Genomic DNA, 26,082 nt, shown 5'->3' with positions numbered 1-26,082 from the left:
ACCCGTCAGGGCCGGTCGGCCACTACCAGGGGGTATGACATGACCGTGCAACCTGCCGGTCGCGGCTCGCCTGCCGGCGGCGGCAGCTCGGGGACGAACCTCGCGGACGTCATCGACACCATTCTCGACAAGGGCCTGGTCATCGACGCCTTCGTCCGCGTCTCACTGGTCGGCATCGAGGTGCTGACCGTGGACGCCCGGATCGTCGTGGCCAGCGTCGACACCTACCTGCGCTTCGCGGAGGCGGTCAACCGCCTCGACCTGTCGACCACGCAGAAGGACCTGCCCGAGGTCGTCCAGGGCGTGACGCAGGCCAAGTCCGTCGACCAGGGCGAGGAACCCGCGCTCGAAGCCGCCGCCGACGAGGTCGAGGACGTGCCCGAGGAACAGCCCCGCGAGGCACGCCTCAGAGAGGATGACTGAGATGTCACCACGCGGAGAGGCCGCCCGGCCCGCGGACACCTCATCGGCGGACGTGAACGGCACAGCGTCCTACGTGTACGGGATCGTACCCGTGGATGTCGAAGTGGAGCCCGGGACCGAGGGGGTCGGAGAACCCGGCGGCCAAGTGGGACTGGTGACCTTCGGCGAGATCGCGGCCCTGGTGAGCGACGTCCGGGCCGACCGGCCGCTGGGCCGGCCGCAGGACCTGCGGGCGCACCAGACGCTGCTCGACCAGACGGCGGCGGAGGTGCCGGTGCTGCCGTTCCGGTTCGGGGCGGTGCTGACCGGCTCCGACGCCGTCCTGGAGGAGCTGCTGAAGCCGTACCATGACGCGTTCGTCGACGCCCTGCGCGAGGTGGAGGGCCGGACGCAGTACGTGGTCAACGCCCGGTACGACGAGCGGACGATCCTGAGGGAGGTGCTGGAGGAGAACGAAGAGGCCGCGACGCTCCGGGATCGGATCGCCGGCCTGCCCGAGGACGCGACGCGCAACGAGCGCATGCGTCTGGGAGAGATCATCGAGCACGCGATCGCCGGCAAACGGGAGACGGACACAGCGACGGTGCTGGAGGCACTCTCCGACGTGTGCGAACAACTGGTCGTACGCGACGTCGGCCACGAGCGCGAGGCCGCGCACGTGGCCGCGCTGGTGGAGCGGGACAGACAGGCCGAGTTCGAACAGGCCGTGGACGAGCTGGCCCGCCGGTGGTCGGGCCGCGTCGAGGTTCGCCTGCTCGGGCCGATGGCTCCGTACGACTTCGTGGGTACGGCCTGACCACGGACACGACGTCGTGGAGGAGTGAACATCGTTGGGACTGGGGACGCTGCTCTTTGGCTGGCCGCTGCTGCCGATCTACTCGGTCGTCAAGCTCGGCGAGCTCCTGAGAGACGAGGTCGAGCGGGAGCTGCGCGATCCGGCCGTGGTCCGGCGCCGCCTGGAAGAGGTGGAGCAGGCCAGGGCCGCCGGTCGGATCTCCGAGGAGGAGGAGGCCCGGGCGGTCGAGGAGATCCTGCAGGGGATGACCGGCTGGTGAGGCGGGGGCCGCACCAGCGGATACGGGGGTGATTTCGTGCCTGCCAGGCAGGGGACCGAGCGCAAGCACGCGTCAGGCGCAAAGGGAGCGGACGACGGCGGCGAGGAGCCGCCTCGCTCGCGTTCCGCGGACATCCCGGCCGCCGCGGCGGCCGACATGGGGCTGCGGATGATGAGCGAGCTGACCGGCAAGGACACCGAGAGCGTCACACGGGTCGAGCCGTCGGACGACGGGTGGCTGGTGGGCGTGGAGATCGTGGAGGACCGCCGGATCCCGTCGTCCGGCGACACCCTGGCTCTCTATGAGATCGACCTCGACATGGAGGGCGAACTGCTGTCCTACCGCCGGGTGCGCCGCTACAAGCGGGGCAGCGGCGACCCCGCCGAGGGCCCGCGGTGAACGCCGTGAGGTCGGGCCCGTACGTTCCCGGGTCCTCGGCGCAGCAGCAGGGTTACGGCGGCCGCGAATCCGCCAACCTAGGAGACATCCTGGAACGGGTGCTCGACCGGGGCGTGGTGATCGCCGGCGACATCCAGGTCAACCTGCTTGACATCGAGCTGCTGACGATCAAGCTCCGCCTGCTCATCGCCTCGGTCGACACGGCCAGGGAGATGGGCATCGACTGGTGGGAGCACGACCCGTGGCTGACCGGCGACGCCCACGAGCTGGCCAAGCAGAACCGCAAGCTGCGCCGCCGCCTCGCGGCGCTGGAGGAGATCGTCGCCACGCGGGCGGAAGCCGCCCACGAGCCGGAGGCGGTCGAGCGTGGACGCTGAGCAGGGCGTCTACCTGTACGCGGTGACCCGTGACGAGGGCGGCGAGCCCGACGGCCCGGCAGGCGTCGCCGGTGCCCCCGTGCGCCGTCTGGCGCACCGGGGCCTGGCCGCCTTCATCAGCACGGTGTCGCTCCAGGAGTTCGGCGAGGAGTCGCTGCGGCGCTCGATGGAGGACCTCGCCTGGCTGGAGGAGATCGCGCGCGCCCATCACCGGGTCGTGGAGGCCGTCGCCCGCCGGGGGCCCACGGCCCCGGTGCGGCTGGTCACCGTCTACACGGGTGAGGCACAGGTTCGAGAGCTCCTCGACGAGCGGCACGCCCAGTTCGACGAGGTGCTGCGCCGGGTGTCGGGCCGGTGGGAGTGGGGCGTGAAGGCCTACGCCGTCGCGGGCCCCGCCGAGCCGGTGGCGGAAACCCAGGACGCGGCGCCGGGAGCCGCCTACCTGAACCGCCGCCGGGCGGCCCTGCGCGGACGTGAGGACGGCTGGCGCCGGGCCGCCGAGCACGCCCAGGCCGTGCACGAGGCGCTGATGGACATCGCCGTGGCCGGCACCCGCCACCGGGCCCAGGACCCGCAGCTGTCAGGGCGGCGGGAGCAGATGGTGCTCAACGGCGCCTACCTGGTGGACGAGGCCCGCGCCGCCGAGTTCGCCCGGGTGGTCGAGAACCCCGCCGAACGGGGCGTCACCCTGGAGCTCGTCGGCCCCTGGGCGCCCTACTCCTTCGCCGCGCTCGACCACGACGGTGAGACGGCGTACGGTGACGCCTCCTGAGCCGAGAGGGGGCCGGCTCGCCGCAGAGGGACGCCTGCCCGAGCAGCGGGTGGCGCTCGTCGACCTGCTGGACCGCCTGCTGGCGGGCGGGGTGGTGGTGACGGGCGACGTGGTGCTGTCCATTTCCGGCGTCGACCTCGTACGGATCTCCCTGCGGGCGTTGCTGGTGTCGGTACGGGAGGGCGACGCGGTGGACGGAGGGATGCGGCATGACAGAGCCGACTGACCAGCCGGTGGTGAAACCGGGGGAGTGGCGGCTGGAGACCGACGCCGACTCGGTGCAGCGTGACCTGAGCCGCCTGGTGCTGACGCTGATCGAGCTGATCCGCCAGCTCGTGGAGCGTCAGTGTGTGCGGCGGATGGACCGCGGCGAGCTGTCCGGGGAGCAGCTGGAGGCGGTGGGGCTGACCCTGATGAGGCTGGAGGAGGCCATGACCGAGCTGTGCGAGCGGTTCGGCCTGACGCCTGCCGACCTCAACCTCGATCTCGGGCCGCTCGGCACCCTGCTCCCGGAGGACTGACCCCGGTCACTGCCCGGTCGCCTTCGTCAGCGCCCCTTCATGGCCGACGACCTCCGCCGCGGCCGGGGCCGTCGCCGGGGGGACCGCGGTCACGTACGTGTGGATCTCGGTGAGCCGGAGGTTGCGCCGCACCACCGGCGCCGAGATCGACCAGCGCGCCGAGTCGGGCACCGGGATGTAGTCGTCCTCGGCCGTCTTGGTCGTGGTCGTCGTGGTGCGGGAGAGCGAGTATTGGATGATCGCGCCTCCGTCGCCGGTGCGCAGGGCGTACACGGGGTGGTCGCCGGCCTGGAAGATGGAGTCGTAGCTGAAGCCGGCCTTCTTGGCCTTCTGCCTGGCCTCGGTGATCTGGCTGGCGACGTCGGTGGTGTAGGGGCCGTCGGCGATGAGGCCGGCAGCGACGCCGTCGGTGCCCGTCTCGGCCACGGTGGCGTGCAGAGGACCGATGAGCTGGGGGCGGATGGTGACGCTCCGGTCGTCGCCGGCGATCGCGGTGGCGTACCCCTGGTCGTCGAGGGCGACGTCGGGCCGGTGCGCGGGGTCGAGCAGCCGGGAGGCGGCGCTGAGCCGCCAGTCGCCGTTTTTGGCGAAGGTCAGCATGGTCGGCTCGCCGTCGCGGTCGGCCAGCACCGAGAACCACACCGCCTGGGCGCCCTCGGCGAAGCGCGGCACGTACAGGGTGGGGGAGCCCCACTCGTGGCGGGGCGGCCGGCCGCCGCTGGACAGGTAGGCGACGGCGGTCAGCCGGGCCTCCGAGTCGCGTACGTACTCCATGGCGAGCCGCAGGTCGCCGGAGGCGCGCAGCACGCTGTCGGTGGCGACGAAGGTGGTGAACACCTCGCCCGCCTCGGCGAGCGTCACCTCGGGCTCGGCGGGCGTCGGGTCGGCGGACGGGCTCGGCGAGGCGGCCGCGGGGGTGCGCGAAGGATCCGCGGCGGAACCCGAGCAGCCGGACGCCCCCGCCAGCAGGACGGCGGCGAGCGCCAGCGCCTTACGCCGACCGTGTACACGCACCTGGCCATGTTATTCGGCACCCCCGCCGGTCGCGTACTCTAAGGAGGCGTGGCAGACATCGATCCGGCAGACGCAATCAACGAGCTCGCCGGCACGCTCCGCAGCATCCAGGACGTGCTCGACCTCGACTCCATGCGCAAGCAGATCGAGGAGCTGGAGACGCAGGTCGCCGCCCCCGATCTGTGGGACGAGCCGGACAAGGCGCAGAAGGTCACCAGCAAGCTCTCCCACCTCCAGGGCGAGCTCAACCGCGTCGACGGCCTGAGCCGCCGCCTCGACGACCTCTCGGTCCTGTACGAGCTCGCGGCCGAGGAGGCCGACGACGACACCCGCGCCGAGGCCGACAAGGAGCTGGTCTCGCTGCGCTCCGACATCGGCGCGCTGGAGGTCCGCACCCTCCTGTCGGGCGAGTACGACTCGCGCGAGGCCCTGATGACCATCAACTCCCAGGCGGGCGGCGTCGACGCGGCCGACTGGGCGGAGATGCTGCTGCGGATGTACCTCCGCTGGGCCGAGCGCAAGGGCTACCCCACGGAGGTCTACGAGACCTCGTACGCGGAAGAGGCGGGCATCAAGTCGGCCACCTTCGCGATCAAGTCGCCCTACGCCTACGGCACGCTCAGGGGCGAGCACGGCACCCACCGGCTGGTGCGCATCAGCCCGTTCGACAACCAGGGGCGCCGCCAGACCTCGTTCGCGGGCGTGGACGTGGTGCCGGTCGTCGAGCAGACCGACCACATCGACATCAACGAAGACGAGATCCGCGTCGACGTCTACCGCTCGTCGGGCCCCGGCGGCCAGGGCGTCAACACGACCGACTCGGCCGTGCGCATCACCCACCTGCCGTCCGGCATCGTCGTCTCCTGCCAGAACGAGCGCTCCCAGCTGCAGAACCGCGCGACCGCCATGAACGTCCTCCAGGCCAAGCTGCTCGAGCGCAAGCGGCAGGAGGAGGCGGAGAAGATGTCGGAGCTGCGCGGGGCGACGACCACGTCATGGGGCACGCAGATCCGCAACTACGTCCTTCACCCGTACCAGATCGTGAAGGACCTGCGGACGGCCACGGAGGCGGGCAACCCGAGCGCGGTGCTCGACGGCGATCTCGACCAGTTCATCGAGTCGGAGATCCGCTGGATGCGCCGCCAGGAGTCAGACGCCCAGTAGGTGTTCGAGCACCAGGGTCGCGAAGAGCGCCACGAGGAGGACGATCGCGATCAGGGCGGGTGACAGGCCGGCGAAGCCATGACCGTGCAGCCGCTCGCGGTTGGCTCGGCAGAGGGCGCAGCGGCCTTCGATGACGGGGTGCGCGCACTGCGCGCATACGAGGTGTTGGCAACTCATGTCAGCCCCAAGTCTAGCCGCACAATCGTTTTGTTTCCGTTATGGACGTTCCATGCCAGTCTTCCCTCTAGACTGTGCTCCAGCCAATCGGAACGTCGATCAATGGTAAAGCTGGGCGTCCCCGATCGGTGCGTGGCGGGAAGTGGGCATGTGCCACCCTCGCTTCCGTCCTGACCCCTAGACTGGCATGCCGTGATGCTCTCGTGATCCATTTCGATAATGTCACCAAGGTCTACGCGAACCAGAACAGGCCCGCCCTGGACCACGTCTCTGTCGACGTGGACAAGGGTGAGTTCGTGTTCCTCGTCGGTCCTTCGGGATCAGGCAAGTCCACCTTCCTCCGTCTGATTCTCAAGGAGGAGCGGCCCAACTCCGGCGCGATCCACGTCGCCGGCAAGGACCTGGCCCGCCTCTCCAACTTCAAGGTGCCTCACCTGCGCCGCCGCATCGGCTGCGTGTTCCAGGACTTCAGGCTGCTCCCGAACAAGAACGTCTACGAGAACGTGGCGTTCGCGCTCGAGGTCATCGGCAAGCCGCGGCGGTTCATCCGCAAGGTGGTGCCGGAGGTCATCGAGCTGGTCGGCCTGGAAGGCAAGGCCCACCGCATGCCCGACGAGCTGTCCGGCGGCGAGCAGCAGCGCGTCGCCATGGCCCGGGCGTTCGTCAACCGGCCCATGATCCTGCTGGCCGACGAGCCGACGGGCAACATCGACCCCGCGACGAGCATCGGCATCATGAAGGTGCTCGACCGGATCAACAGGACCGGCACCACGGTCGTCATGGCCACGCACGACGCGGCCATCGTCGACTCCATGCGCAAGCGTGTCGTGGAGCTGGAGGACGGCAAGATCGTCCGCGACCAGTCGCGTGGCGTGTACGGCCAGGCGTACTGACAGGGAGCAGTAGACACAATCATGCGGGCGAACTTCATCTTCTCCGAGGTCTGGATCGGCCTCCGTCGCAACCTGACCATGACGATCGCGGTCATCATCACCGTCGCGGTCGGCATGGCGATGCTGGGCGTCGGCTTGATGATCAACGCCCAGGTCGGCATGATGACGACCTACTGGTACGACAAGGTCGAAGTATCCGTCTTCCTCTGCACCAAGAACAGTGACATGCCCGCCTGCAAGGGCAAGGCCGTCACCCAGGCGCAGACCCAGGCGCTGCAGAAGCAGATCGAAGGGCTTCCCGGAGTCGAGCAGGTCTTCTACGAGGACCAGGCGACGGCCTTCAAGAACTTCCAGGAGGCCTTCAGCGCCAACCAGCCCATGCGCGACGCCACCAAGGTCGAGGACATGCCGACCTCGTTCCGGGTCAAGCTGGCCAACCCGGACAACTACCAGCCGGTGATCCAGGCGTTGCAGGGACAGCCGGGCGTCTCGCAGGTGGTCAACCAGAGAGACCTGATCAGCCAGTTCTTCACCATGCTCGACAAGGTGCGCTGGGCCGCCCTGATCGTGGCCGTCATCCTGGTGCTCGCCGCCGCGCTGCTGATCGGCAACACGGTGCGGTTGTCGGCGTTCAACCGCCGCCGGGAGACGGGCATCATGCGGCTGGTCGGGGCCTCCAACCTCTACATCCAGCTGCCCTTCGTCATGGAAGGCATGATCGCGGGCCTGATCGGCGGCGTGTTCGCCGCGGTCATGCTGATCGTGACCAAGGTCTTCATGTTCGACGAGGTCGCCCAGTATCTGTCGTCCGGCGGGGCGCAGATCGGCTGGGACGACGTGGCGTCGGTGATCACCCTGACTATGATCATCGGTGTGGTGATCTGTGTCCTGGCATCGTTCGTCACTCTCCGCCGATACCTCAGGGTCTGACGAAACGCCGGTAAGGTCGAAGCATGCCACGTGAGACCGGGCGAAAGGTCATCGCCCAGAACAAGCGTGCCCGGCACGACTACCACATCGAAGACACCTTCGAGGCGGGGCTGGTCCTGCAGGGCACGGAGGTGAAGTCGTTGCGGGAGGGCCGCGCCTCACTGGTCGACGGCTACGCCAGCGTCGAAGGCGGCGAAGCGTGGCTGTTCAACGTCCACATCCCCGAATACGCGCAGGGCACCTGGACCAACCACGCAGCCCGCCGCAAGCGCAAGCTCCTGCTCCACCGCAAGGAGATCGACAAGCTCGCCACCCGGGTCAAGGAGGGCGGGCTCACGATCGTGCCGCTCCAGCTCTACTTCAAGGACGGCAAGGCCAAGATCGAGATCGGCGTCGCGAGAGGCAAGAAGGACTGGGACAAGCGGCAGTCGCTGGCCGAGAAGCAGGCCAAGCGCGAGATGGCCCGGGCGCTGCGTCACCGCAACCGATGAACCGAGTCCGCCGCACGCTGGCCGCGACCGTCACGCTGGCGATCGCGAGCATGACCTTGACCGGCTGCTTCGAGGAGGCGTCGCCGCACGACGCGGTGCGCGACTTCCTCGTCGGCTGGCAGTCCAACGACTACGAGCTGGCCGCCTCCCGCGCCGACGGTGACCCCGCCGTCGTGCGCAAGGCGCTGTCGGACGCCAAGCTGCAGCTCGACGCGGCCTCGTTCCGGTTCCGCATCAAGAGCGTGCGGGTGACCGGCGACGAGTCGCAGGCCGAGTTCGGCGTCGAGGTCGACCTGGGCGACAACAACCCCTTGTGGACGTACGACAGCGTGCTCCCGCTCCGTCTCGACGACGGCATGTGGAAGGTGAAGTGGTCGCCGGCGGTGCTGCACCCCCAGCTCAAGGAGGGGCAGCGGTTCGCGGTCAAGGCCAAGCCGACGCCGCGCCAGCCGGTCCTCGACCGCGGCGGCGACCCGCTGCAGCAGGACATGTTCCTGTACGTCGCCGGCGTGGTGCCCGCCCAGCTCGGCGACCGCGCCGAGGAGGTCGTCAAGCAGCTGTCCCAGATCACCGGATACGCGGAGGACCGGCTGCTCAGCCGGATCCGGTCCGCGCCGCCCAACGAGACCGTGCCGCTGATCACTTTCGGCCGCACCCGCTACCAGTCGGTGAGACAGAAGCTCGACGCCATCCCGGAAGTCAAGACCGTCCCGGAGAAGCAGCCCGTGGACCCCGCGAGCCCCAAGCAGATCGTCGGCCGGGTCAGCGCGCTCACCCCGGAGACCGAGCAGAAGCTCGGCGGCCCCCAGCGGGCCGGCGACTCGATCGGCCAGAGCGGGCTCCAGCAGGCCTACCAGGGCTACCTGACAGGCTCCACCGAGACCCAGGTGATCATCCTCGACCTCAACACCGGCGAGGAAGTGGCGTCGCTGCAGCAGTGGCCCGGCCGCCAGAACAGGTCGGTGCAGACCACGATCGACAGCGGCGTGCAGGTCGCCGCCGAACGCGCCGTCTCCAGCACCCGCGCCAGCGCCCTGGTGGCGGTCGACAGCTCGACCGGCGAGATCAGGGCGGTCTCCACCCGCGGCCTGCATCAGGAGAAGGACGCGCTGGCGGGCCGCTTCCCGGCCGGCACCGCGTTCTCCATCGTGGCGGCCGACGCCATACTCAAGGCCGGGGTGCAGACCAAGCAGAAGCTCCCGTGCCCGGCCGAGCGCACGGTCGGCGGTGCCCGGTTCGTCAGCGCGGCCCAGGTCACCGGCTCCTCGCCCACCTTCCAGCAGAACTTCGCCGCGGGCTGCGCCACCGCGCTGGCCTCGCTCGCCCGCCGGGTGACCGGCGACGACCTGGCCCGGAGCGCCGAGAACTTCGGCATCGGCCTGCCGTGGCAGCTGCCGCTCAAGTCGTTCAGCGGCTCGCGGCCGGCCTTCGACGGCGACGCCGCCAAGGCCAAGGCCATCGCGGGCCAGAACGTCGAGGTGAGCCCGCTCAGCATGGCCCTGGTCGCGGGGGCGGTAGCGTCCGGCACCTGGCGGCCGCCGGTGCTGGTCACCGCGCCCGACACCCCCGACGCCGCCGACGAGGTGACGCCCGCGCCGCAGCCCCCGCCCCGGCAGCTCGACCCGCAGGTCCGCGAGGCGCTGACGGCCATGATGAGGGCGGGCGCCCAGGGCACCCCCGCCCAGGCGGGCAGCGGTCGCGTCCACGGCGTGACGTCCGCCGCCACCGGCAAGGAGAACGACGCCTGGTTCGTCGGCTGGCAGGGCGACCTGGCCATCGCCGTGTTCACCAGGAACTACAACCCCGCCGCCGTGGCCGGAAGCTTCTTCGCGGCCCTCGGCGACACTCCGTGATTTTTTCGTGACAAGAAGCAACCATCGGACAGGCCGGTTGCGTCTTACTGAGTGACCGGTCCCGCTCGGGGGGTTGCGGGACCAGTCGTCGTGATGAGATCAGGACTTCATCTCGGGGGAAGTCCTGCCGTCATTGACCGGCTCGACCCTGCCGGTCGCCCCCGGGGGCGTGATGCTGCTGTGCTGCGCTTCCGGGGGCTCCACGGCGTTCGCCGGGAATCAAGTTGGCATCTGGGGTGTTGTCAGAGGTATCGTCGTCATGCTCGATCCTCCGGGATCGTGTTGACAACTCCACAGGGGGTGACTGGCTTCGACTTTGACCTTGCAAGTCAGGAGAAGCGGGCCGAGGACTGCGGACATAACCTCGTTAATCCTGTGACCGCAAACAACAAGTGCCAATTCTAAGCGCACTGAGGTCAGCCAGGGTTCCCTGGCTCTCGCTGCCTAAGTAGCGAAACCTCTGTCAGCCCGAGAGTGCCTTCGGCTCGGGATCTGGCATCGTCAGAAGGCTCAACCGATCGACCCGGCCACGGGGGTGATCGGGAAACCAAACAGTGGCTGAGCCCGTCGGCGACTCGCCTGCATGATCGCCGGGGCTGAGAAAAGCACAGCAGGCTGCGCCCGGAGAAGCTCTGTCTTGGGGTTGAAGGACGCGGGTTCGATTCCCGCCACCTCCACTTCGAAGACGCGGAAAGCCCGGCCGGATCATCCGGCCGGGCTTTTCGCGTTCCGTCAGGAGTCCTGCTTGACCATGTCGCGCAGGCGGTTCTTGAGGATCTTGCCCGAGGCGTTGCGCGGCAGTTCACTCACCACGACGGCCTTGGTCGGCTTCTTGTACGAGGCGAGCCGGGTCAGGCAGAACTCGGACAGTTCCGCCACCGTGGGCGGGTCGGCCTCGTCGCGCGGGACCACGACGGCGACGGGCGTCTCGCCCCACTTCTCGTGCGGGCTGCCCACCAGGGCGATCTCGCGGACCTTGGGGTGGTCGGCGAGCACGGCCTCGACCTCGGCGCTGTAGATGTTCTCGCCGCCGGAGATGATCATGTCCTTGAGGCGGTCGACGACGTAGAAGAACCCTTCCTCGTCCACCCGGACCAGGTCTCCGGAGTGGAACCAGCCGCCCCGGAACGCCTCCTCGGTCGCCCCCGGGTTGTTCCAGTAGCCCGTCATGGTCTGCGGGCCCCGGTAGACGATCTCCCCGATCTCGCCCTGGGGCACGTCGTTCATGTGCTGGTCCACCACGCGCACCTCGACCAGGGGGACGGGCTTGCCGACCGAGCCGATCTTGCGGATGGCGTCCTCGCCGGGCAGGGACGTGGTGATGGGCGACATCTCCGTCTGCCCGAACACCGACACGTTCGGCACGCCGGGGAAGGCCGCCTCCATCGCCCGCAGGATCGCCGGGGTCGCGGGCGCGGCCCCCCACGAGATGGTGCGCAGCGGGATGTCGCGCTGGGGGAGCGTGGGGCTGGCGCAGACGGCCTGCCACTGGGTCGGCACGAGGAAGGCGTTGGTGACCCGCTCCGACTCGACCAGGTCGAGGAACGCCTCGGGGTCGAAGGCGCCGGTCGGCGTGATGACGGTGGTGTAGCCGAAGATGAGGTTCGGCACGATCACGCCGACCGCGGCGATGTGGAACATCGGTGAGGTGACGACGCAGATCTCGTCGGCGCCCGGACGCAACGTCTGCAGCAGGGTGATCGTCTGGCCGAGGAGGTTCTCGTACGTGAGCATGGCGCCCTTGGGCAGGCCCGTCGTCCCCGACGTGTACATGATCAGGGCGACCGCGCCGAGGTCGGCGGGGCCGCTCGCCCCGCTCGGCGTCGCGCCCGCGACGGCTTCCTCGTAGCGTTCCGCGCCCGCGCCGGCGGCGTCCGGGGCGTCGCCGACGACCAGGCAGGGCAGCTCGGCCTCCTTGCCCGCCCGCACCGCGGCGACCACCGGGGCCAGCGGCTGCTCCACCACGATCGCGCACGAGCCCGAGTCCTCGGCGAGGTACGAGACCTCGGCCGCGACCAGCCGGAAGTTGACCGGGACGGCGATGGCGCCGAGCCTGTTGATCGCCACCAGTGTCTCGACGAACTCGGGACGGTTGGTCAGGAGCACCAGGACCCGGTCGCCCTCGCCCACGCCGCGGGCTTCGAGCGCGGCGGACAGGCGGCGGCTGCGCTCGTCCAGCTCGGCCCAGGTCGTCGTCTCGCCCTTGAACCGTATGGCGGGCTGTCCTGGCTGTGCACCGGCGTGTTTGGTCACCTGGTGGACCCAGGTGAGTCGCTGGTGGGGGTGGGCACTGTGGACCGCGCTCATGTTCTTCCTTCCCGTCCCTCGGCTGTAAGTGAGAACTTACAGCCGGGTGCCCGTCAAGGTCGAGAGTCGGCGGACGTCCTGGCCGGCACGCGGATCCCCAGCGTCAGCCACTGATCGCCGGTCCGGACCATGAGCCGTCGCCGCAGGCAGTCCGCGAGGAATGCGAGCACCTCCTCGGCCGTCGCCCCCGCGGCCGTGCCGGCGGCGACGGCCGCGCGCTCCGCCGTGACCCTGTCGCACCGGGCGTACACCGCCGCCCGCCAGCCGGTCAGCCGGAACGACACCGTCCGTTCGTCGCGGGTGTCGACCAGGACCAGCCCTCCGTCGGGGTGCGCCAGCAGCGCGAGCGTGCCGTTGCCGCCGCGCTCGATCCACCGCCGCACCCGCTTCATGACCGGCCCGGCGTGGTCCAGGGGGCGCATGCCGTCGGCGTAGTCGAAGTCGAAGTAGTACGCGATGCGCCGCGGCCTCGTCCGGGAAGGGGTAGAGGCACCGGTACACCGCCATGGGCCGCACGCCGGTCATCCCGAACCGCTCCGGATCCTGGTGGAAGGGGCTGAACCGGTCGAGCCTGATGGCGTCCATGCCGTCCGGCGGCTGGAGGAAGTCGCACGCGTCCAGCAGGGGCAGCATCGACGCGTAGTCCTCGGCGGTCTCCCCGGGGAAGCCGAAGAGCAGGTTCCAGCGCGCGGTGACGCCGAACTCCGCGCACCACTTGAGGAGCTGGATGTTGCGCAGGGCCGTGGTCCCCTTGCGCATCAGCGCCAGCACGTGGTCGCTGAGGCTCTCCAGGCCAGGCTGGATCTCGCGGACCCCGGCGTCGGCGAGCAGCTTCACCTGGGCGGCGCTGAGGTTGGCCTTGACCTCGTAGAACAGGTCGGCAGGCGCTCCGGCGGCGGCGAGCGCGGGCAGCAGCGTGGTGAAGTACCGCATGTCGAGGATGTTGTCGACGACGCCCGCCGTGGTGAGGCGGTGGCGCCGGGTCAGGTGCTCGATCTCGTCCAGCACGCGCTCGGGCGACTTACTGCGGAAGGTCATCGCCTCGCCGTTCAGCCCGCAGAACGTGCAGTGGTGCCTGGCCCCCCACCAGCAGCCCCGCGAGGTCTCCAGCAGCAGGCGGGGGCGGACGGCGGCGCCCTCGGCGCCGCAGACGACGTCCACGAACGGGAAGCGCGCGTGCAGCTCGTGGCCCATGTCGCCTTCCCAGTTGGCGCCGCCGAAGACGGTGACGACGCCGGGATGGCGTTCCTTGACCCGCCGGGCGAGCGCGAGCGAGGCGAGGTTCTGCTCGAAGGTGGAGGTGAACCCGACGAGGTCGTAGTCCGTCCAGGCGATCGAGGCCAGGCAGCGGTCGAGGAAGCGGGCGCAGGAGCCGCGCAGCCTCCGCAGCCTGGCGATCGTCTCCGAGGGCTGCCGGTGGACGCCGCGCAGGACGGTCTCGTCGTACGCGTCGTCGGCCGCCGGTCGTTCGCCGTGGAGCGCGGCGGCGAACAGCCACTCGCCGGCGAAGGCGGTGTGCGGCAGCCGGCCCTGCACCCAGCGGTAGTCCGGCAGGCCGATGAGATCGGCGAGGTCGAAGCCGAGATAGCGGACGTCGCAGGCCACGCCGTCGCGCCGGAGCGCGGCCTGGAGCAGGCTCAGCCCGAGCGAGGGACGGTCGAGCCCGTGCCAGGGCATGCTGACCAGCAGGACGCGGTAGGTGGACACGGCCGGGCCTAGTCGCAGTTCAGCCCGCGGATGGAACATTCGATGTAGGTGGTCTGGGCCGAGCTCTGGGCCGCGTAGGCGTCGATGAGCCCGCTGCCGGTCGCGCGGTCCGGCCCGGCCGTCGCCTGGTGGTTCATGCCCGGGCCGTTGAAGCAATTGCCGGTCGTCACGTCCCTCGCCGTGGCCCTGAGGAGCTGCTTCATCCGGGTGGGCGAGATCCCCGGCCAGGAGCCCTTGACGAGGGCGCACACGCCCGCCGCCTGGGCTGCCGCCGCCGAGGTGCCGCTGAAGACCGCCCAGCCGTCGTCGGACTTGGTGTCGTCCGCGCTGTCGGCGAAGGTCTCGTCGACGAACGAGCCCGGCTGGGTGGGCAGCATGATGTACGAGGCGTTCGGCTGCAGGCCGACGAGGCCCACGACGTCGGGCACCCGCCTGCCGGGGAAGATGTCGCTGGTGAAGCCGCTGGCGTAGTCGGACGCCCGCAGATTGCCGCCGGCGTCCAGATGGGCGCGCCGGCAACGACGAGCTCAACGGCAACAACGGGAACGACGGCCTCAACGGAGGACCGGGCACCGACGACTGCAACGGCGGGCTCGGCACCGACACCGAGGCCGGCTGCGAGCCCTAGTGAACGCCGGCTCATCTCCCGCCCCCGGGGAACCGGCGGGCGGGAGGCGGCTGGGCCGGCCGACGGCAGAATGCGGATATTTCGTCGCTCGTCCGGCTGCCGCCCGGTAAGGTCCGGGAGCAGCCGGTCGCGGGACTCAGGCGCGACTTCCGGAACCCGCCTATGAAGCGATGCTTCGCAGTTCGTGCCCCCATTCCCCGGCCGGCGCCGTCATCCCGGGGAGCCATGGACACCTACGCCGACCTGATCGAGTGCGAGGACGTGCTGCTGTTCGCGAACGCGGCCATCACCTCGACCGGGCAGCGGGAGTTCCGCGCCACGGCGGGCGAGCAGCGGCTGTCGCTGGACTTCCTGCACCGCTACATCCACGGCAACTATCCCGATCTGTACGCGGCCACGCTGGCGCTGGACGTCAACGACCACAACGCCGCGATGATCATCCACAACGTGCTGAAGGCCCGCGGCGACGGCCCGCTCATCTCCTGGCGGCTGGCCAGGATGAGCCCGCCACGCGTCTACCGGCTGTTCGGTGAGCTGCGGCGGGACGGCGTGAACAACCGGCGCACCAGGGCGGTCATCCGCGACTGGCTGCTGGCCCGGCCCGACCTGGCCTTCGACGCGGTCAAGTACCGCTCCGCGATGAAGGCGGCGGTGCGTCACGCGCACCTGCGGCCACCGGGCGAGCTGGGCGACTTCCTGTTCGCGCCGCACCGGCGCGCCCGCTTCGACACCCCGGTGCTGGAGGCCTGGCGCCGCGCCCACCACGAGAAGCAGGCGCTGTACGAGCTGCCGTACACGGTGGCGGAGGGCTTCGCGGCCCGGCACGGCATCCCCAGGGCGGTCTTCCTGGAGCGGATCGCGCCCCGCCTGACCCGTTCGGAGCGGCTGCGGCTGGCCGGCGCCCATGAGCGTGCGGGGATCCGGGACAGGGCCGATCTGGCGGCCATGCCGCTGGTGCGGGCGGCCTCGTACGTGCTGTCGCTGCCGTACGGCGAGCGGCGTCAGCACGTGGCGGCGCTACGCGCGGCGGCGGCGCGGGCGGCGGGGCCGCGGCGGGGGACGTGGGGGAGCGTCGCGGCGGTGCTGGACGACAGCTTCTCGTCGTTCGGCTCGCCGGTGAAGCGGCGCAGGCCGCTGGCGGTCGCGCTGGCCTGCCACTACCTGCTGGAGGCGCTGGCCGGGTCCTACCGAGGGCTGTGGGTGTCAGGGCTCGCCGACCCGGTGATGGCGCGGCCGGACGGGCCGACGCCGCTGGGACAGCGGGTGCTCGACGCGCTCGACCCGCGGCCCGACCGGCTGGTCATCGTCTCCGACGGGTGGGACAACGCGCCTCCCGGGCTGGCCGCCGAGGTCCTGCGGGTCTGGCGGCGCCGGCTCGACCCGGCGGGCGGGGTGCGCGTCGTGCACCTGAACCCTGTGTACGACGCGGAGCGGTTCGAGGTGCGCAGGCTGTCGCCGCTGGTTCCGACGGCCGGGATCCGCGACGCCGAGGACCTGCCGGCGCTGGTGGAGCTGGCGGGGTTCGCGCAGGGCCGCACCGGGCCTGCCGAGCTGCGCGCGTACCTGGAGGAGAGGGCGGCGGCGCGATGATCGACCTCGCCGGGCTGGAGACCCGGCCCGCCCAGACCTGGGGAGCGGTGCGGCTGGTGCCGCTGGTCCGGCCGGAGCCGATCCTCGACCTGCGGCTGCACGCCCGGGTGTACGGGGACGAGCTGAGTGTTGTCAGCCTGCCGGACAAGTCGGTGTACGTGGCGTACGTCCCGCACGCGTTCGTGGCGTCGTGGACCGGCGACGGGAGCCCGGCGGCCGCGTATGGCACCCAGCTCGGGGAGCCGCTCGACCGCATGGACGTCAGGTTCCGCCGGCGGATGGCCAGGCGCGTGGACAAGAACCGGCTGCGCTTCCTGCCCCTGCACCTCGCCCTGGAGGGCTACCTGGCGCTGCACTTCCGCGGGCCCGTGATCGCCTGGGCGGAGTGGTCACGCCAGGCGGTCGCGCGAGGGCTGTCGCCGCGCGCCGAGGACGCCCGCACCGGGGCGGAGGTGCGCGGGCTGGAGGACGCGCTGCGCGTCTTCGAGATCCACCCCGGCCAGTGCGGGCTGCTGCTGTACGCGGGTGACACGCTGGCGAGCGCGTTCGTGGTGCCGCATCCTGACGACTACCGGGCGCTGCACCCGACCCTGGTACGTGACCTGTACGGGGAGCTCATCCACGAGTACGCGACGTTCTACCCGGCCCGTGACTTCCCCGCGGTGATCGAGGAGAGCCGGGTCTCCTCCCTGGCGGACCTGCGGGCCGAGGCGGCGCGGCAGGAGCGGGAGTGGGCCGGCTTCCACGACTCGGTCATGGCGGCGGGCCTGCTGGGCTCGCCGGACAGGGTGGAGGAGGTGTACCGGCTCGGCGGGTTCCGGCTGCGCCGCTTCCTGCCGGCCTTCGACCGTCAGGCGGAGAACCACATCGGGGAGACGATCACCGCCGAGGACGGGCGGCTCGCGTACCTCAAGACCTTCAGGCTGTCGCAGGCCCAGGTGCGGCGCGGCCACCTGCTGCGCGTGCTGCACGAGCACGACTGGCGTCTGGAGGACGCCGCCGCCGCTCTCGGCGGCACCGCGGCCCAGCTCGGGACGCGGCTGGAGCGGGCCGGGTTCGGCCACCTGCTGCGGCAGGACGTGCTGGACCGGTACCGCAGGGTCAACGGGCACAGCCGGCGAACTCGTCCAGCCGGCGGAGCATGACGGCCAGCATGGCCGGGAACATCGCCACGTGCGCCGCGATCATCACCCCGTGACCGTCGATGAGCCCCAGCCACAGCAGCGGGAAGAGCGGCACGGCCGGTGCGAACATGGCGGCGCACATCTCCAGCGTCGACCCCCAGCCGTGGCCGCGGAAGCGCATCCACACGGCCATGCCGATCGACATGTTGAGCGCCATGAGCAGGTACGCGGCCTCCGGGTGGGTCGCGTACGAGACGTGCACGCCGGCCATGGACCAGACGAGGTCCAGGAGGAACATGCCGGCGAACATCGCGATGATCATTTCGATGTAGTGCAGGGCGAATCGGCCCCAGTTGCGGCCTGTGGCGCGTGCGGTCGTCTCTGACATGTCTCCGACGGTGACGCCGTACGGGGAAGACGGGGAGGGGAGGGCGGGCTGCTGGTCTGGAAACTTGGGATCCTCGTCTTTCGGACACGGATACACGCCCCGAGCGGGACGATCCGGACCTGGCTATCGTGTCTGCGGTGAGCGATCGGGTCATCGGCGGGTACGCGCTGCGGCGCGTCCTCGGTCGCGGCGGCATGGGCGAGGTGCACCTGGCCGCCACCCCCACCGGCGGGCTGGCCGCCGTCAAGGTCATCCACCCTAGGCTGGCCCGCGACCCCGCCTTCCGCCGCAGGTTCGAGCGCGAGGTGGCGGCCGCGCGCCGGGTCGCCCGGTTCTGCACCGCGCCCGTCCTGGACGCCGGCATCGACGGCGACGTCGCCTACCTCGTCACCGAGTACGTGAAAGGCCCCGACCTGGCGCGGGCCGTGCGCGACCAGGGGCCGTTGTCCGGGGGCAACCTGGAGGCGCTGGCGGTCGGCATCGCCACCGCGCTGAGCGCCATCCACGGCGCCGGGGTGATCCACCGCGACCTCAAGCCGTCGAACGTGCTGCTGTCGCCGCTCGGGCCGCGCGTCATCGACTTCGGCATCGCCCAGCTCGTCGGGTCCGACACCAGCCAGGCGATCCTCGGCACGCCCGCGTTCATGGCGCCGGAGCAGGCGCGCGGCGAGACCGTCGGGCCGTTCACCGACGTGTTCGCCTGGGGCGGGGTCATCGCGTTCGCCGGCACCGGCCGTTCCCCGTTCGGCGGCGGCTCCCCCGGCGAGGTGCTCAACCGGGTCGTCAACGAGAGGCCCCACCTGGACGGACTCGACGGCGGCGTCCGCGGGCTGGTGGAGCAGGCCCTCGCCAAGGACCCCCGGGCCCGCCCGCCGGTGTCCCGCCTCCTCGCCGACCTCCTCGGCGGCCCCCCGACCAGCCCCGCCTCGGCCACCGAAGCCGTCGAGCGCACCTGGACCACCCCCCTCACCCGCCCCCCGTCCCCTCCCCACCTCCCCCCAGCGCCCCCGTCCACCGGATCCACCACGACCCCACAACCTGCCCCCACCTCCCGGCATGCGGTTCCGTACGGTCCGGAGGCGTCCCCCACCTCCCAGGGCGCGGTTCCATACGGGGGAGTCGCTAGGGCGGCGGGTGGCTCGCCAGCGTTGCGGGGCGACCCTCAGCGGACGGGTGCTGCCGCTGAGAGCGGCGATGCGGTTCCGTACGGCGGGTCTGCTGTGAGTCCGCAGGGTGCCCCCGCCTCCCAGGGTGGGGGTGTGGTTCCGTACGGCGGGTCTGCTGTGAGTCCGCAGGGTGCCCCTGCCCCTCAGGGTGGGGTGGTTTCCGGAGCGGCAGGCGGTACGCCCGCGCTGCGTGGAAATAGCGACGAGGACCCACGGCGGGCGGGTGCTGCCGCTCAGGGTGGCGACGCGGTTCTGTACGGCGGGTCTGCTGTGAGTGCGCAGGGTGCCCCCGCCTCCCAGGGTGAAGGTGCGGTTCCTTACGGTCCGGAGGCTTCCCCCTCCTCCCGGGGTGCGGTGTACGGGGGATCTGTTGTTAGTGCGCAGGGTGGCCCTGGCTCCCAGGGGGCCGTCGGCGGTGCGCGTAAGAAGGGGAGGGCTGGGGCGCGGTGGCGTTGGTGGGTGGGCGGGTTGGTGGCGGTGGTTGTGGGTGGGGCCGTTGCGGGGGTCCTGTTGAGGGGGGAGGCGTGGCCGTACGAGAGTGGGTTCGCCGATGGGTGGGAGGTGGGGGCGTCGGAGGCCGGGACCGCTGAGAAGGAGGGGTCCGGGTATGTGCTGGCCGTCGAGGACGGGTGGCGGTTGTGGAAGTCGGCGCCGCGGCGGGAGCCCGGTGGCGGGGTGGTCGTCAGCGCGCAGGCGGAGTTGCGGGAGGGCGCGGGCGAGTACGGGGTGTGGTGTCACGGCGGCTCGGGTGGCCGGTACGAGTTCGGGGTCAGCGGCGCGGGCCGGGTGGCGATCGTCAAGCGCCGTACGGGGCAGGAGGGCGTGGTTCTGTACGGACCGGAGAAGGCGGCGTCCGAGGGCACGAACCGGGTCGTCGCCGAGTGCGCCGGTGGCGACGGCGAGGTGACGCTGCGGATGTGGCTGAACGAACGCCTGGTGGCCGAGGCCACGGACGCGGAGGCGCCGCTGGGTCCCGGCATGGCGGGGGTGCACGCCGCGCCGGAGGCCGAGAAGACGGTGCGGGTGCGGTTCGAGTCGTTCGCGCTGCGACCGGCGCGGGGCTGAGGGACGGTGGGCGTGCGGTTCGGGCTGCTGGGGCCGCTCAGGGTCGGGGACGGCGGGGAGCCGGGCCCGGCCAAGCACCGGGCGCTGCTCGCGGCGCTGCTGCTGTCGGCGGGCACGGCGGTGCCGGTCGAGCGGCTGATCACCGTGCTGTGGGGCGACCGGCCGCCCGCGTCAGCCGAGTCGGTGCTGCGGGTGTACGTGAGCGCGCTGCGCAAGCTGGTCGGGGGGATCACCACCGTGCCGGGCGGCTACCTGCTGGCGGTGGACCGGGACGAGATCGACTGCCACCGGTTCGAGCGGCTCGTGGGGGAGGCCAGGCGGATCCGGGAGGCGGGCGGGCACGTGGAGGTGGCCGCCCGGTTCAGGGAGGCGCTGGCGCTGTGGCGGGGGGAGGCGCTGGCGGGCGTCGACAGTGCCGAACTGCGCCGTACGCATGCCGTACCTCTTGAGGAGTCGCGCCTGACCGCGCTGGAGGAGCGCGTGGACCTGGACCTGCGGCTGGGGCGCGGGGGTGAGGTGGTCGGCGAGCTGCGGGCGCTGGTGAACTCCCACCCGTTGCGTGAGCGGGGGTGGGCGCACCTGATGGCGGCCCTGCACCAGGCGGGGCGGCGGTCCGAGGCGCTGGCGGCCTACCAGGAGGCGCGGCGGGTGCTGGTCGACGAGCTGGGGCTGGAGCCGGGGCCTGAGCTGCGGGAGGCGCACGACCGGGTGCTGGCGGGCGAGGTGGTGGCCCCGGCCCGCATCTCCGCGACCCCGCTCGACGAGCTGCCGCCGGATATTTCGGACTTCACCGGTAGGCAGGACGTCCTCTCCTGGGTCACCCGGTGGGCCCGCTACACCGCGACAGGGAACCTGGACGGCCCGGGCGTCGCGGGCGGCCTCGCGCCGGGTTCCGCAGGCGGTACCGGTGGTCCGGCCTCGGGTTTTGGAGGCGGTGGGGGTGGTCCGGCCCTGGGCTCAGGTGCCGGTGCCGGTGGTCTTGCCTCGGGTGGCGGGGTGGCGCGGGCGCCGGTTTGTCTGGTGGTGCATGGGCCCGCCGGGTGCGGTAAGTCGGCCGTGGCCGTGCGGGCGGCGAAGCTGCTGGAGCCGGGCGACGGGAGGCTGTACGCGGTGCTCGGCGAGCGGGCGCCGGGGGCCGTGCTGGAGGACCTGCTGCGGTCGCTCGGCCGGCCCGACGGCGCGGTGCCGCCGGCGCTGGACGAGCGGGTCCGGCTCTACCGCCGGCTCACCTCGGCCCGGCGGCTGGTCGTGGTGCTCGACGACGCGGCCGGCGAGACGCAGGTGCGTCCCCTGCTGCCGACCGGCCCCGGCAGTGTGACGATCGTGACCAGCCGCTCGCCGCTGGCCGGGCTGGAGGCGGCCAGGCCGTACGAGCTGGGCGTGCTGGATCCGGACGAGGCGTTGGAGATGCTCGCCGGGGTGGCCGGCCGCGACCGGGTGGCGGCCGAGCCAGAGGCGGCGCGCGAGATCGTCCGGCTGTGCGGCGGACTGCCGCTGGCGCTGCGGATCGCCGGGTCGCGGCTGGCCAGAAGGTCCGGCTGGACGGTCGCCCACCTGGCCGGGCGGCTCGGCGACGAGCGGCGCAGGCTGGACGAGCTGAGCGCGGGCGACCTGGCCGTGCGCGGCAGCCTGGCGCTCGGTTACCGCGGGCTGGCGGAGCCGGAGCGGAGGCTGCTGCGCGAGCTGGGCGCGTTCACGGCTCCCGACTTCGCCCCGTGGGTGCTGGGCGAGGACCTGGAGCCGCTGGCCGAGGCCGGGCTGCTGCAGTCGCGCGGGCTGGACGAGGCGGGCCAGGAGCGGTTCGGCCGGCACGACCTGACCAGGCTGTACGCGGCCGAGCGGCTGGCGGAGGAGGGCGGGCCCGGCCCGGTGCTGGCGGCCAGGGCGGCGGAGATCCTCGACCGGACCAGGCGGGCCAGGGCCACCCTGCTGCCCGCGGAGCCCGGCTCCGGCCGGACGCTCGTCCGTACGGCGGAACAGATCCTGGAGACGGGCCGGCTGCGCCAGGAGGCGCGCTGGCTGAGCGCGGAGCGCCGCTTCCTGGTCGCGGCGGTCGGCGACTTCTTCCGGTCGGGCCTGTACGAGGCCGCGTGGCGGCTGGCGTTCTACCTGACGCCGCTGTTCGAGCTGGCCGGCCACCACGACGACTGGCATGCAACGACCGCGACCGGGCTGGACGCGGCCAGGGCGGCGGGCCACCGGCAGGGGGAGGCGCTGCTGCTGCGCGGCCTGGCCGACCTGCATCGGGCGGAGGGCAGGAACGACGCCGCGGCGGCCACGCTCCGGGCCGCCCAGCCGCTGGTGGAGGGGCTGGAGCTGGCCCGCGTCACGCTCCGGCTGGGGTTGGTCGAACCCCGCAGGGCCGAGGCGGAACGGATGCTCCGCCGGGCGCTGCACGTCTTCGGCCAGGCCGGTGACCAGCGCGGCAGGGCCGACGCGCTGCGGGCGCTGGGCGCGCTGCTGTCCGGCCGGGAGCCGCTGGAGGAGAGCCTGGCCGTCTACCGCGAGCTGGGCGACCCGCGCGGCGAGGCCGAGGCGCTGCTCGACCTGGCCAGACTGCATCTGGGGGCGGGCCGCCGCGCCGAGGCCCGCGCCTGCGCGGAGCGGCGGGTCGCGATCAACCGGCGGCTCGGCGACCGGCTGCCCGAGGCGTCCGGGCTGCTGGTGCTCGCCCGCGTCGCCCGCGCCGAGGGGCTGCCGGACGCCGCCGCGGACTCGGCCGGGCAGGCGCTGGAGACCTTCACGGTGTACGGGGACCGGCGCGGTTCGGGTGCGGCCCTGCTCGTCCTGGCGGAGTCGTACCTGGACATGGAGAAGATCGATGAGGCGGTTGAGGCGCTGACGCGTGCTATGGGAGAGTTTGACCGGCTCGGTGACGAGCACGGCCGCGCGGCGGCCGAGCGGCTCGCGAGCGAGGCACGGGGGAGGCGGGGTGTTTAGCCCGCTATGCGGATCCTGAAGGTCGCCTCGCTAACGTTCGGGCCCTGAGTTCGGAACCCCCGAAAGGTGATCAGTGACCATGCGCAAGACGTTCGTGCTGGCGGTCGCGGTCGTGGCGCTGACCGGCTGCGGCATGCTGCCCTCCACGACCGGCGGCGGCGGCCAGGAGAAGCAGGGCGGGACCCAGGCGGCGCAGACGGAGAACGCGCCGCCCGAGACCACCGCGCCCCCCGCCGAGCAGCAGACCGCCCCGCCGCAGGGGGACAAGGTCATCGCCAGCCGCGAGACCAAGGCCGAGGGCACCGACGGGCCGACCAAGGTCAGGGTGGAGATCACCGGGCTGCTGCGCCAGGGCAAGACCGCGACGCTCAACTGGACCATCACCGGTCTGGAAGGCAGTTTCAACGTGCACAACGGCATGGGCGGCGGCGTCTTCGACTACACCGTGTCCGGCGTCAGCCTGATCGACCCGGTCAACGCCAAGCGCTACCGCGTGGCGCGCAACGGCACCGACGACAAGGCCGAGTGCGTCTGCTCGGGCACCCAGGGCGAGTTCCTGGAGAAGGACGAGAGCGCCAGCCTGTACGCGGTCTTCGCCGCGCCGCCGGCCGACGTCACCACGGTCAACATCGAGATGCCGCAGATCGGCGTGTTCACCGATGTTCCGATCTCTTAGTCTCGCCCTCGCCCTGACGCTGGCCTCCCCGACCCCTCCGCCGGAGTCGGCGATCGGCGTGGTGGAGGACCTGGTGCTGCCCGTCGAGGACATCATCGGCGAGGTCGAGTCGCTCGACGGCAGCGAGAGCGAGTCCCAGCGGGGCGACCAGGTGACGGTGGCGCTCACCAGCGACGTGCTGTTCGCGCTCGACAAGTGGCGGCTCACCGCCAAGGCCAGGCAGCGGCTCGAGGAGGTCGCCGAGCAGATCAACACCGAGGGCGCGGGCGGCCAGGTCAGGGTCGAGGGCCACACCGACGACCAGGGCGCCGACGCCTACAACGACACCCTCTCCCAGCGCCGGGCGGACGCCGTCAAGCAGGTCATGGCGGGCCTGCTGACGCTCCCCGGCGTGACCCTCCAGGCCCAGGGCTTCGGCGAGACCCGCCCCAAGCTGCCCAACACGGCCGAGGGCAAGCCCCTGCCGAAGAACCGCGCCAAGAACCGCCGCGTCGACATCGTCTACACCATCAAGCAGTGAACGCGGCGGCCTGCGGATCACCCGGCCTGGAGTTCGGTCAGGGTGACGGTGACCTTCTGACTGGCGCCGTCTCGTACGAACTCGATCTCGACCTTGTCGCCCGGTTTGTACTCCGTGAGGGTCTCGGTGAGGTCGGCGATGGTGGGGATCTGCTTGCCGGCGACCGAGACGATGATGTCGCCCTCGCGGATGCCCGCCTTGGCGGCGCCGCCGTTCGACTGGACCGAGCGGACGCCGACGCCGGCGGGCTGGCCGTCTTCGCCGATCACCGTCGAGCCCGTGATGCCCAGCGCCGCCCGGTGGCTGTTGACCACGCGGCCGTGCTCGACGATCTGGGCGGCGATGTCCGTGGCGGTGTTGCTGGGGATGGCGAAGCCGATGCCCGGGGCCGCGCCGCCGCCCAGCGACGGGTTGGTGGCGGCGAGGGTCGGGATGCCGATCACGTGGCCGGCCATGTCGACCAGGGCGCCGCCGCTGTTGCCGGGGTTGATCGCGGCCGAGGTCTGGACGGCGCTGGCGATCGTGGCGCCTGGCGAGCCTTCGCCCTGCGGCTCGCTGACCGTGCGTCCCGTCGCGGAGACGATGCCGTTGGTGACGCTGCCCGACAGGCCCAGCGGGTTGCCCATGGCGAGCACGAGCTGGCCGACCCTGAGCTTGGACGAGTCGGCGAACGTGGCCGGGCGCAGGCCCCGCGCGTCGTCCACCTTGATCACCGCGAGGTCGCCGGCGGGGAAGGACTCGACCAGCTTCGCGCTGCGGGAACCGCCGCCGGTGGCGAGCGTGACCTCCATGGTGGTGGCCTCGCCGACGACGTGCGCGTTGGTGACGATGTGGCCCTTGTCGTCGTACACGACTCCGGAGCCGAGACCGGCCTTCGTGTTGATCTGCACGATCGACGGCAGGACCTGGGCGATCACGCGCTCGTACGTCTGCTCCAGCGGCAGCGCTTCGGCGGTGGGGCTGGGCGAGGGGGTGGTCGCCGTGGCGGTGGCGGTGGGTGAGGCGGTCGGCGAGGCCGTGCCGCGGACTCCGGGCGCGCCGGCGCAACCGGTGACCAGGACGGCGGCGGCCAGCCCTCCAGCGATCTTGCGCATGCCCGGTACTCTGCCCAGCTCGGACGGAAAGATACGCAGGTCAGGGGTGTGGGTTGCGCGACGTCTCCTGATGGATACGGTACGTGACTTCGTTCTGGTGCGGGCATAGCGGAAATGTCGCCCGTCCAGGTGACGTAGCCTTCAAGCCATGGCGGACGTCGGCGATCAGAACAACGGCAACGATGCTCCCACCGCTCCCTTTCGCAAGATCGTCCCGCCTGCGGAGGAAACCATCGCCTTCCGCCGGGACCGTCCCTCAGGAGCCTCACCTAGCCCGGGCCAAGGGGAGGTGACCCCCGAGCCTCCCAAGCCGGCGGCATCGGGCGGCCCTTCCCGGCCTTCCGGTGCGAAGTCGGGCGGTGCTTCCAAGCCTGGGAGTTCCGGCGGTTCCGCGCCGTCCGGGCCGAATCCGATCGAGGCGTCCGGCCCTCAGGCCGGGAGAGCACCCGGTAAAGGGGCTCCGCAGTCCGCGGGCCCCCAGAGGCCGGGAGGTGAGCGTCCCGCCGGTCGTCCAGGTCAGCCGGGCCCCGCCGGACCTGCGGCCGGTCCCGCCAGACCCGCAAGCGGCTCGGCTGCGCCGTCCGGGCAGGCCGGATCTGCGGCTGGAAAGGCTGGTCCTCCGGCTCGGAAGGCCAGGTCTCTGGCCGAGTTGGTCGGGCAGCCCGGGTCGGCAGGGAAGGCTGGCTCTCCGGCTGGTTCGGCTGGTCAGTCTGGTGCTTCTGTTGGTTCGGTCGGGCAGGCTGGGGTGGCCGGGTCGGCCGGTGGCTCGGCTGGGCAGGCCGGATCTTCGGCTGGGCAGGCCGGATCT

26 protein-coding genes, 1 other RNA gene and 1 pseudogene are annotated in these 26,082 nt (G+C 71.6%); 21 read left to right on the top strand and 7 right to left on the bottom strand.

Translation table 11 applies throughout. The annotated features are described in order from the left end of the window. Positions 1-39 precede the first annotated feature (39 nt). The 8 genes from gvpJ (ACZ6YG_RS36345) to ACZ6YG_RS36310 are packed head-to-tail and all read left to right on the top strand — an operon-like array spanning position 40 to position 3,547. Entirely contained in the window at positions 40-423 is a 384-nt protein-coding gene (gvpJ, locus tag ACZ6YG_RS36345; protein WP_148034191.1) for a gas vesicle protein GvpJ, read from the top strand. Further along, entirely contained in the window at positions 416-1,219 is an 804-nt protein-coding gene (locus ACZ6YG_RS36340; protein WP_466020487.1) for a GvpL/GvpF family gas vesicle protein, read from the top strand. The genes gvpJ (ACZ6YG_RS36345) and ACZ6YG_RS36340 overlap by 8 nt, the downstream gene beginning before the upstream one ends. A gap of 34 nt (positions 1,220-1,253) precedes the next feature. After that, the gene (locus tag ACZ6YG_RS36335) at positions 1,254-1,478 is read left to right on the top strand and encodes a gas vesicle protein GvpG (protein WP_148034189.1); all 225 of its coding nucleotides are present in this window, start codon (positions 1,254-1,256) and stop codon (positions 1,476-1,478) included. A gap of 36 nt (positions 1,479-1,514) precedes the next feature. Beyond that, complete coding sequence (locus ACZ6YG_RS36330) at positions 1,515-1,877, top strand: gas vesicle protein GvpO (protein WP_466020486.1); 363 nt, start codon at positions 1,515-1,517, stop codon at positions 1,875-1,877. Continuing rightward, positions 1,874-2,254, top strand: a complete 381-nt coding sequence (gene gvpJ, locus ACZ6YG_RS36325) for a gas vesicle protein GvpJ (RefSeq protein WP_466020485.1) — start codon at positions 1,874-1,876, stop codon at positions 2,252-2,254. The genes ACZ6YG_RS36330 and gvpJ (ACZ6YG_RS36325) overlap by 4 nt, the downstream gene beginning before the upstream one ends. Then, positions 2,244-3,026, top strand: a complete 783-nt coding sequence (locus ACZ6YG_RS36320; protein WP_466020484.1) for a GvpL/GvpF family gas vesicle protein — start codon at positions 2,244-2,246, stop codon at positions 3,024-3,026. The genes gvpJ (ACZ6YG_RS36325) and ACZ6YG_RS36320 overlap by 11 nt, the downstream gene beginning before the upstream one ends. Beyond that, positions 3,013-3,252 (top strand): gas vesicle protein GvpJ, encoded by a 240-nt coding sequence (gene gvpJ, locus ACZ6YG_RS36315; RefSeq protein WP_466020483.1) that lies wholly within the window; start codon positions 3,013-3,015, stop codon positions 3,250-3,252. Before ACZ6YG_RS36320 ends, gvpJ (ACZ6YG_RS36315) begins: the two co-directional genes overlap by 14 nt. Next, positions 3,236-3,547: a gas vesicle protein K gene (locus tag ACZ6YG_RS36310; RefSeq protein ID WP_397198466.1), complete on the top strand. Its 312-nt coding sequence runs from the start codon at positions 3,236-3,238 to the stop codon at positions 3,545-3,547. The genes gvpJ (ACZ6YG_RS36315) and ACZ6YG_RS36310 overlap by 17 nt, the downstream gene beginning before the upstream one ends. 6 nt (positions 3,548-3,553) lie before the next feature. Here ACZ6YG_RS36310 and ACZ6YG_RS36305 read toward each other — a convergent pair whose 3' ends face one another. Beyond that, positions 3,554-4,561, bottom strand: coding sequence for a DUF8094 domain-containing protein (locus tag ACZ6YG_RS36305; protein WP_466020482.1), 1,008 nt, complete (start codon positions 4,559-4,561; stop codon positions 3,554-3,556). Positions 4,562-4,609: 48 nt separating this feature from the next. Here ACZ6YG_RS36305 and prfB point away from each other — a divergent pair, with 48 nt between their 5' ends. Then, positions 4,610-5,725: a peptide chain release factor 2 gene (gene prfB, locus ACZ6YG_RS36300; RefSeq protein ID WP_148034184.1), complete on the top strand. Its 1,116-nt coding sequence runs from the start codon at positions 4,610-4,612 to the stop codon at positions 5,723-5,725. Here prfB and ACZ6YG_RS36295 read toward each other — a convergent pair. Continuing rightward, positions 5,711-5,902 carry a hypothetical protein gene (locus ACZ6YG_RS36295; RefSeq protein ID WP_148034183.1) on the bottom strand — a complete coding sequence of 64 codons (192 nt, stop codon included), beginning with the start codon at positions 5,900-5,902 and terminating at the stop codon, positions 5,711-5,713. The two genes, prfB and ACZ6YG_RS36295, sit on opposite strands and share 15 nt — an antisense overlap. A gap of 203 nt (positions 5,903-6,105) precedes the next feature. Here ACZ6YG_RS36295 and ftsE point away from each other — a divergent pair, with 203 nt between their 5' ends. The 5 genes from ftsE to ssrA all read left to right on the top strand — a co-directional run bounded on the left by ftsE (position 6,106) and on the right by ssrA (position 10,749). Beyond that, the gene (gene ftsE, locus ACZ6YG_RS36290) at positions 6,106-6,795 is read left to right on the top strand and encodes a cell division ATP-binding protein FtsE (protein ID WP_091079803.1); all 690 of its coding nucleotides are present in this window, start codon (positions 6,106-6,108) and stop codon (positions 6,793-6,795) included. Between the two features lie 21 nt (positions 6,796-6,816). Beyond that, entirely contained in the window at positions 6,817-7,725 is a 909-nt protein-coding gene (gene ftsX / locus ACZ6YG_RS36285; protein WP_148034182.1) for a permease-like cell division protein FtsX, read from the top strand. A 23-nt stretch (positions 7,726-7,748) separates the two neighbouring features. Beyond that, positions 7,749-8,216, top strand: a complete 468-nt coding sequence (smpB, locus tag ACZ6YG_RS36280) for an SsrA-binding protein SmpB (protein WP_148034181.1) — start codon at positions 7,749-7,751, stop codon at positions 8,214-8,216. Next, positions 8,213-10,069 (top strand): penicillin-binding transpeptidase domain-containing protein, encoded by a 1,857-nt coding sequence (locus tag ACZ6YG_RS36275; protein WP_466020481.1) that lies wholly within the window; start codon positions 8,213-8,215, stop codon positions 10,067-10,069. Before smpB ends, ACZ6YG_RS36275 begins: the two co-directional genes overlap by 4 nt. A 296-nt stretch (positions 10,070-10,365) precedes the next feature. Beyond that, positions 10,366-10,749: a transfer-messenger RNA gene (gene ssrA / locus ACZ6YG_RS36270) on the top strand. A gap of 52 nt (positions 10,750-10,801) precedes the next feature. Here the strand turns inward: ssrA and ACZ6YG_RS36265 are convergent. Genes ACZ6YG_RS36265 through ACZ6YG_RS36255 form a run of 3 tightly spaced genes read right to left on the bottom strand, consistent with a single transcriptional unit; the run spans position 10,802 to position 14,511 of the window. Continuing rightward, on the bottom strand, positions 10,802-12,376 hold the full coding sequence (locus ACZ6YG_RS36265) for a long-chain-fatty-acid--CoA ligase (protein ID WP_466020480.1): 1,575 nt from the start codon (positions 12,374-12,376) through the stop codon (positions 10,802-10,804). Between the two features lie 36 nt (positions 12,377-12,412). Further along, complete coding sequence (locus ACZ6YG_RS36260) at positions 12,413-14,083, bottom strand: RiPP maturation radical SAM C-methyltransferase (RefSeq protein WP_466020479.1); 1,671 nt, start codon at positions 14,081-14,083, stop codon at positions 12,413-12,415. Positions 14,084-14,091: 8 nt separating this feature from the next. Next, positions 14,092-14,511, bottom strand: coding sequence for a S8 family serine peptidase (locus tag ACZ6YG_RS36255; RefSeq protein ID WP_271279100.1), 420 nt, complete (start codon positions 14,509-14,511; stop codon positions 14,092-14,094). Between the two features lie 86 nt (positions 14,512-14,597). Here ACZ6YG_RS36255 and ACZ6YG_RS36250 point away from each other — a divergent pair. From ACZ6YG_RS36250 to ACZ6YG_RS36240, 3 genes and pseudogenes are all read left to right on the top strand, one after another. After that, positions 14,598-14,711: pseudogene (locus tag ACZ6YG_RS36250) on the top strand (hypothetical protein); the annotation flags it as partial. Between the two features lie 225 nt (positions 14,712-14,936). Further along, the gene (locus ACZ6YG_RS36245) at positions 14,937-16,301 is read left to right on the top strand and encodes a hypothetical protein (RefSeq protein WP_466020478.1); all 1,365 of its coding nucleotides are present in this window, start codon (positions 14,937-14,939) and stop codon (positions 16,299-16,301) included. Next, the gene (locus ACZ6YG_RS36240) at positions 16,298-17,446 is read left to right on the top strand and encodes an ARPP-2 domain-containing protein (protein ID WP_466020477.1); all 1,149 of its coding nucleotides are present in this window, start codon (positions 16,298-16,300) and stop codon (positions 17,444-17,446) included. The genes ACZ6YG_RS36245 and ACZ6YG_RS36240 overlap by 4 nt, the downstream gene beginning before the upstream one ends. Here ACZ6YG_RS36240 and ACZ6YG_RS36235 read toward each other — a convergent pair. Further along, the gene (locus ACZ6YG_RS36235; protein WP_148034168.1) at positions 17,403-17,813 is read right to left on the bottom strand and encodes a hypothetical protein; all 411 of its coding nucleotides are present in this window, start codon (positions 17,811-17,813) and stop codon (positions 17,403-17,405) included. The genes ACZ6YG_RS36240 and ACZ6YG_RS36235 overlap by 44 nt on opposite strands. Before the next feature lie 137 nt (positions 17,814-17,950). Between ACZ6YG_RS36235 and ACZ6YG_RS36230 the strand changes: the two genes are divergently transcribed. From ACZ6YG_RS36230 to ACZ6YG_RS36215, 4 genes are all read left to right on the top strand, one after another. Then, a complete protein-coding gene (locus ACZ6YG_RS36230) occupies positions 17,951-20,044 on the top strand; it encodes a serine/threonine-protein kinase (protein WP_466020476.1) in 2,094 nt (697 codons plus the stop codon). 12 nt (positions 20,045-20,056) lie between these two features. After that, the gene (locus tag ACZ6YG_RS36225; protein WP_466020475.1) at positions 20,057-22,984 is read left to right on the top strand and encodes an AfsR/SARP family transcriptional regulator; all 2,928 of its coding nucleotides are present in this window, start codon (positions 20,057-20,059) and stop codon (positions 22,982-22,984) included. A 79-nt stretch (positions 22,985-23,063) separates the two neighbouring features. Continuing rightward, positions 23,064-23,660, top strand: a complete 597-nt coding sequence (locus ACZ6YG_RS36220) for a hypothetical protein (RefSeq protein ID WP_466020474.1) — start codon at positions 23,064-23,066, stop codon at positions 23,658-23,660. Then, positions 23,644-24,180 (top strand): OmpA family protein, encoded by a 537-nt coding sequence (locus ACZ6YG_RS36215; protein ID WP_466020473.1) that lies wholly within the window; start codon positions 23,644-23,646, stop codon positions 24,178-24,180. Before ACZ6YG_RS36220 ends, ACZ6YG_RS36215 begins: the two co-directional genes overlap by 17 nt. A gap of 17 nt (positions 24,181-24,197) precedes the next feature. Here ACZ6YG_RS36215 and ACZ6YG_RS36210 read toward each other — a convergent pair whose 3' ends face one another. Further along, positions 24,198-25,274: a S1C family serine protease gene (locus tag ACZ6YG_RS36210; protein WP_271278232.1), complete on the bottom strand. Its 1,077-nt coding sequence runs from the start codon at positions 25,272-25,274 to the stop codon at positions 24,198-24,200. Between the last annotated feature and the right edge of the window lie 808 nt (positions 25,275-26,082).

It is taken from the genome of Nonomuraea sp. NPDC054003, assembly GCF_055585125.1.
Note: the sequence above shows the minus strand (reverse complement) of the source record. Positions and strands in the feature narration are given on the sequence as shown.

Bases quoted from the DNA above. Each gene is read 5' to 3' on its own strand.
- ACZ6YG_RS36210 (WP_271278232.1), bottom strand. From the start codon at position 25,274: ATGCGCAAGATCGCTGGAGGGCTGGCCGCCGCCGTCCTGGTCACCGGT.
- ACZ6YG_RS36340 (WP_466020487.1), top strand. From the start codon at position 416: ATGACTGAGATGTCACCACGCGGAGAGGCCGCCCGGCCCGCGGACACC.
- ACZ6YG_RS36275 (WP_466020481.1), top strand. From the start codon at position 8,213: ATGAACCGAGTCCGCCGCACGCTGGCCGCGACCGTCACGCTGGCGATC.
- ACZ6YG_RS36245 (WP_466020478.1), top strand. From the start codon at position 14,937: ATGGACACCTACGCCGACCTGATCGAGTGCGAGGACGTGCTGCTGTTC.
- ACZ6YG_RS36215 (WP_466020473.1), top strand. From the start codon at position 23,644: ATGTTCCGATCTCTTAGTCTCGCCCTCGCCCTGACGCTGGCCTCCCCG.
- ACZ6YG_RS36240 (WP_466020477.1), top strand. From the start codon at position 16,298: ATGATCGACCTCGCCGGGCTGGAGACCCGGCCCGCCCAGACCTGGGGA.
- ACZ6YG_RS36235 (WP_148034168.1), bottom strand. From the start codon at position 17,813: ATGTCAGAGACGACCGCACGCGCCACAGGCCGCAACTGGGGCCGATTC.
- gvpJ (WP_148034191.1), top strand. From the start codon at position 40: ATGACCGTGCAACCTGCCGGTCGCGGCTCGCCTGCCGGCGGCGGCAGC.
- ACZ6YG_RS36310 (WP_397198466.1), top strand. From the start codon at position 3,236: ATGACAGAGCCGACTGACCAGCCGGTGGTGAAACCGGGGGAGTGGCGG.
- ACZ6YG_RS36220 (WP_466020474.1), top strand. From the start codon at position 23,064: ATGCGCAAGACGTTCGTGCTGGCGGTCGCGGTCGTGGCGCTGACCGGC.
- ACZ6YG_RS36265 (WP_466020480.1), bottom strand. From the start codon at position 12,376: ATGAGCGCGGTCCACAGTGCCCACCCCCACCAGCGACTCACCTGGGTC.
- smpB (WP_148034181.1), top strand. From the start codon at position 7,749: ATGCCACGTGAGACCGGGCGAAAGGTCATCGCCCAGAACAAGCGTGCC.
- ACZ6YG_RS36295 (WP_148034183.1), bottom strand. From the start codon at position 5,902: ATGAGTTGCCAACACCTCGTATGCGCGCAGTGCGCGCACCCCGTCATC.
- ftsX (WP_148034182.1), top strand. From the start codon at position 6,817: ATGCGGGCGAACTTCATCTTCTCCGAGGTCTGGATCGGCCTCCGTCGC.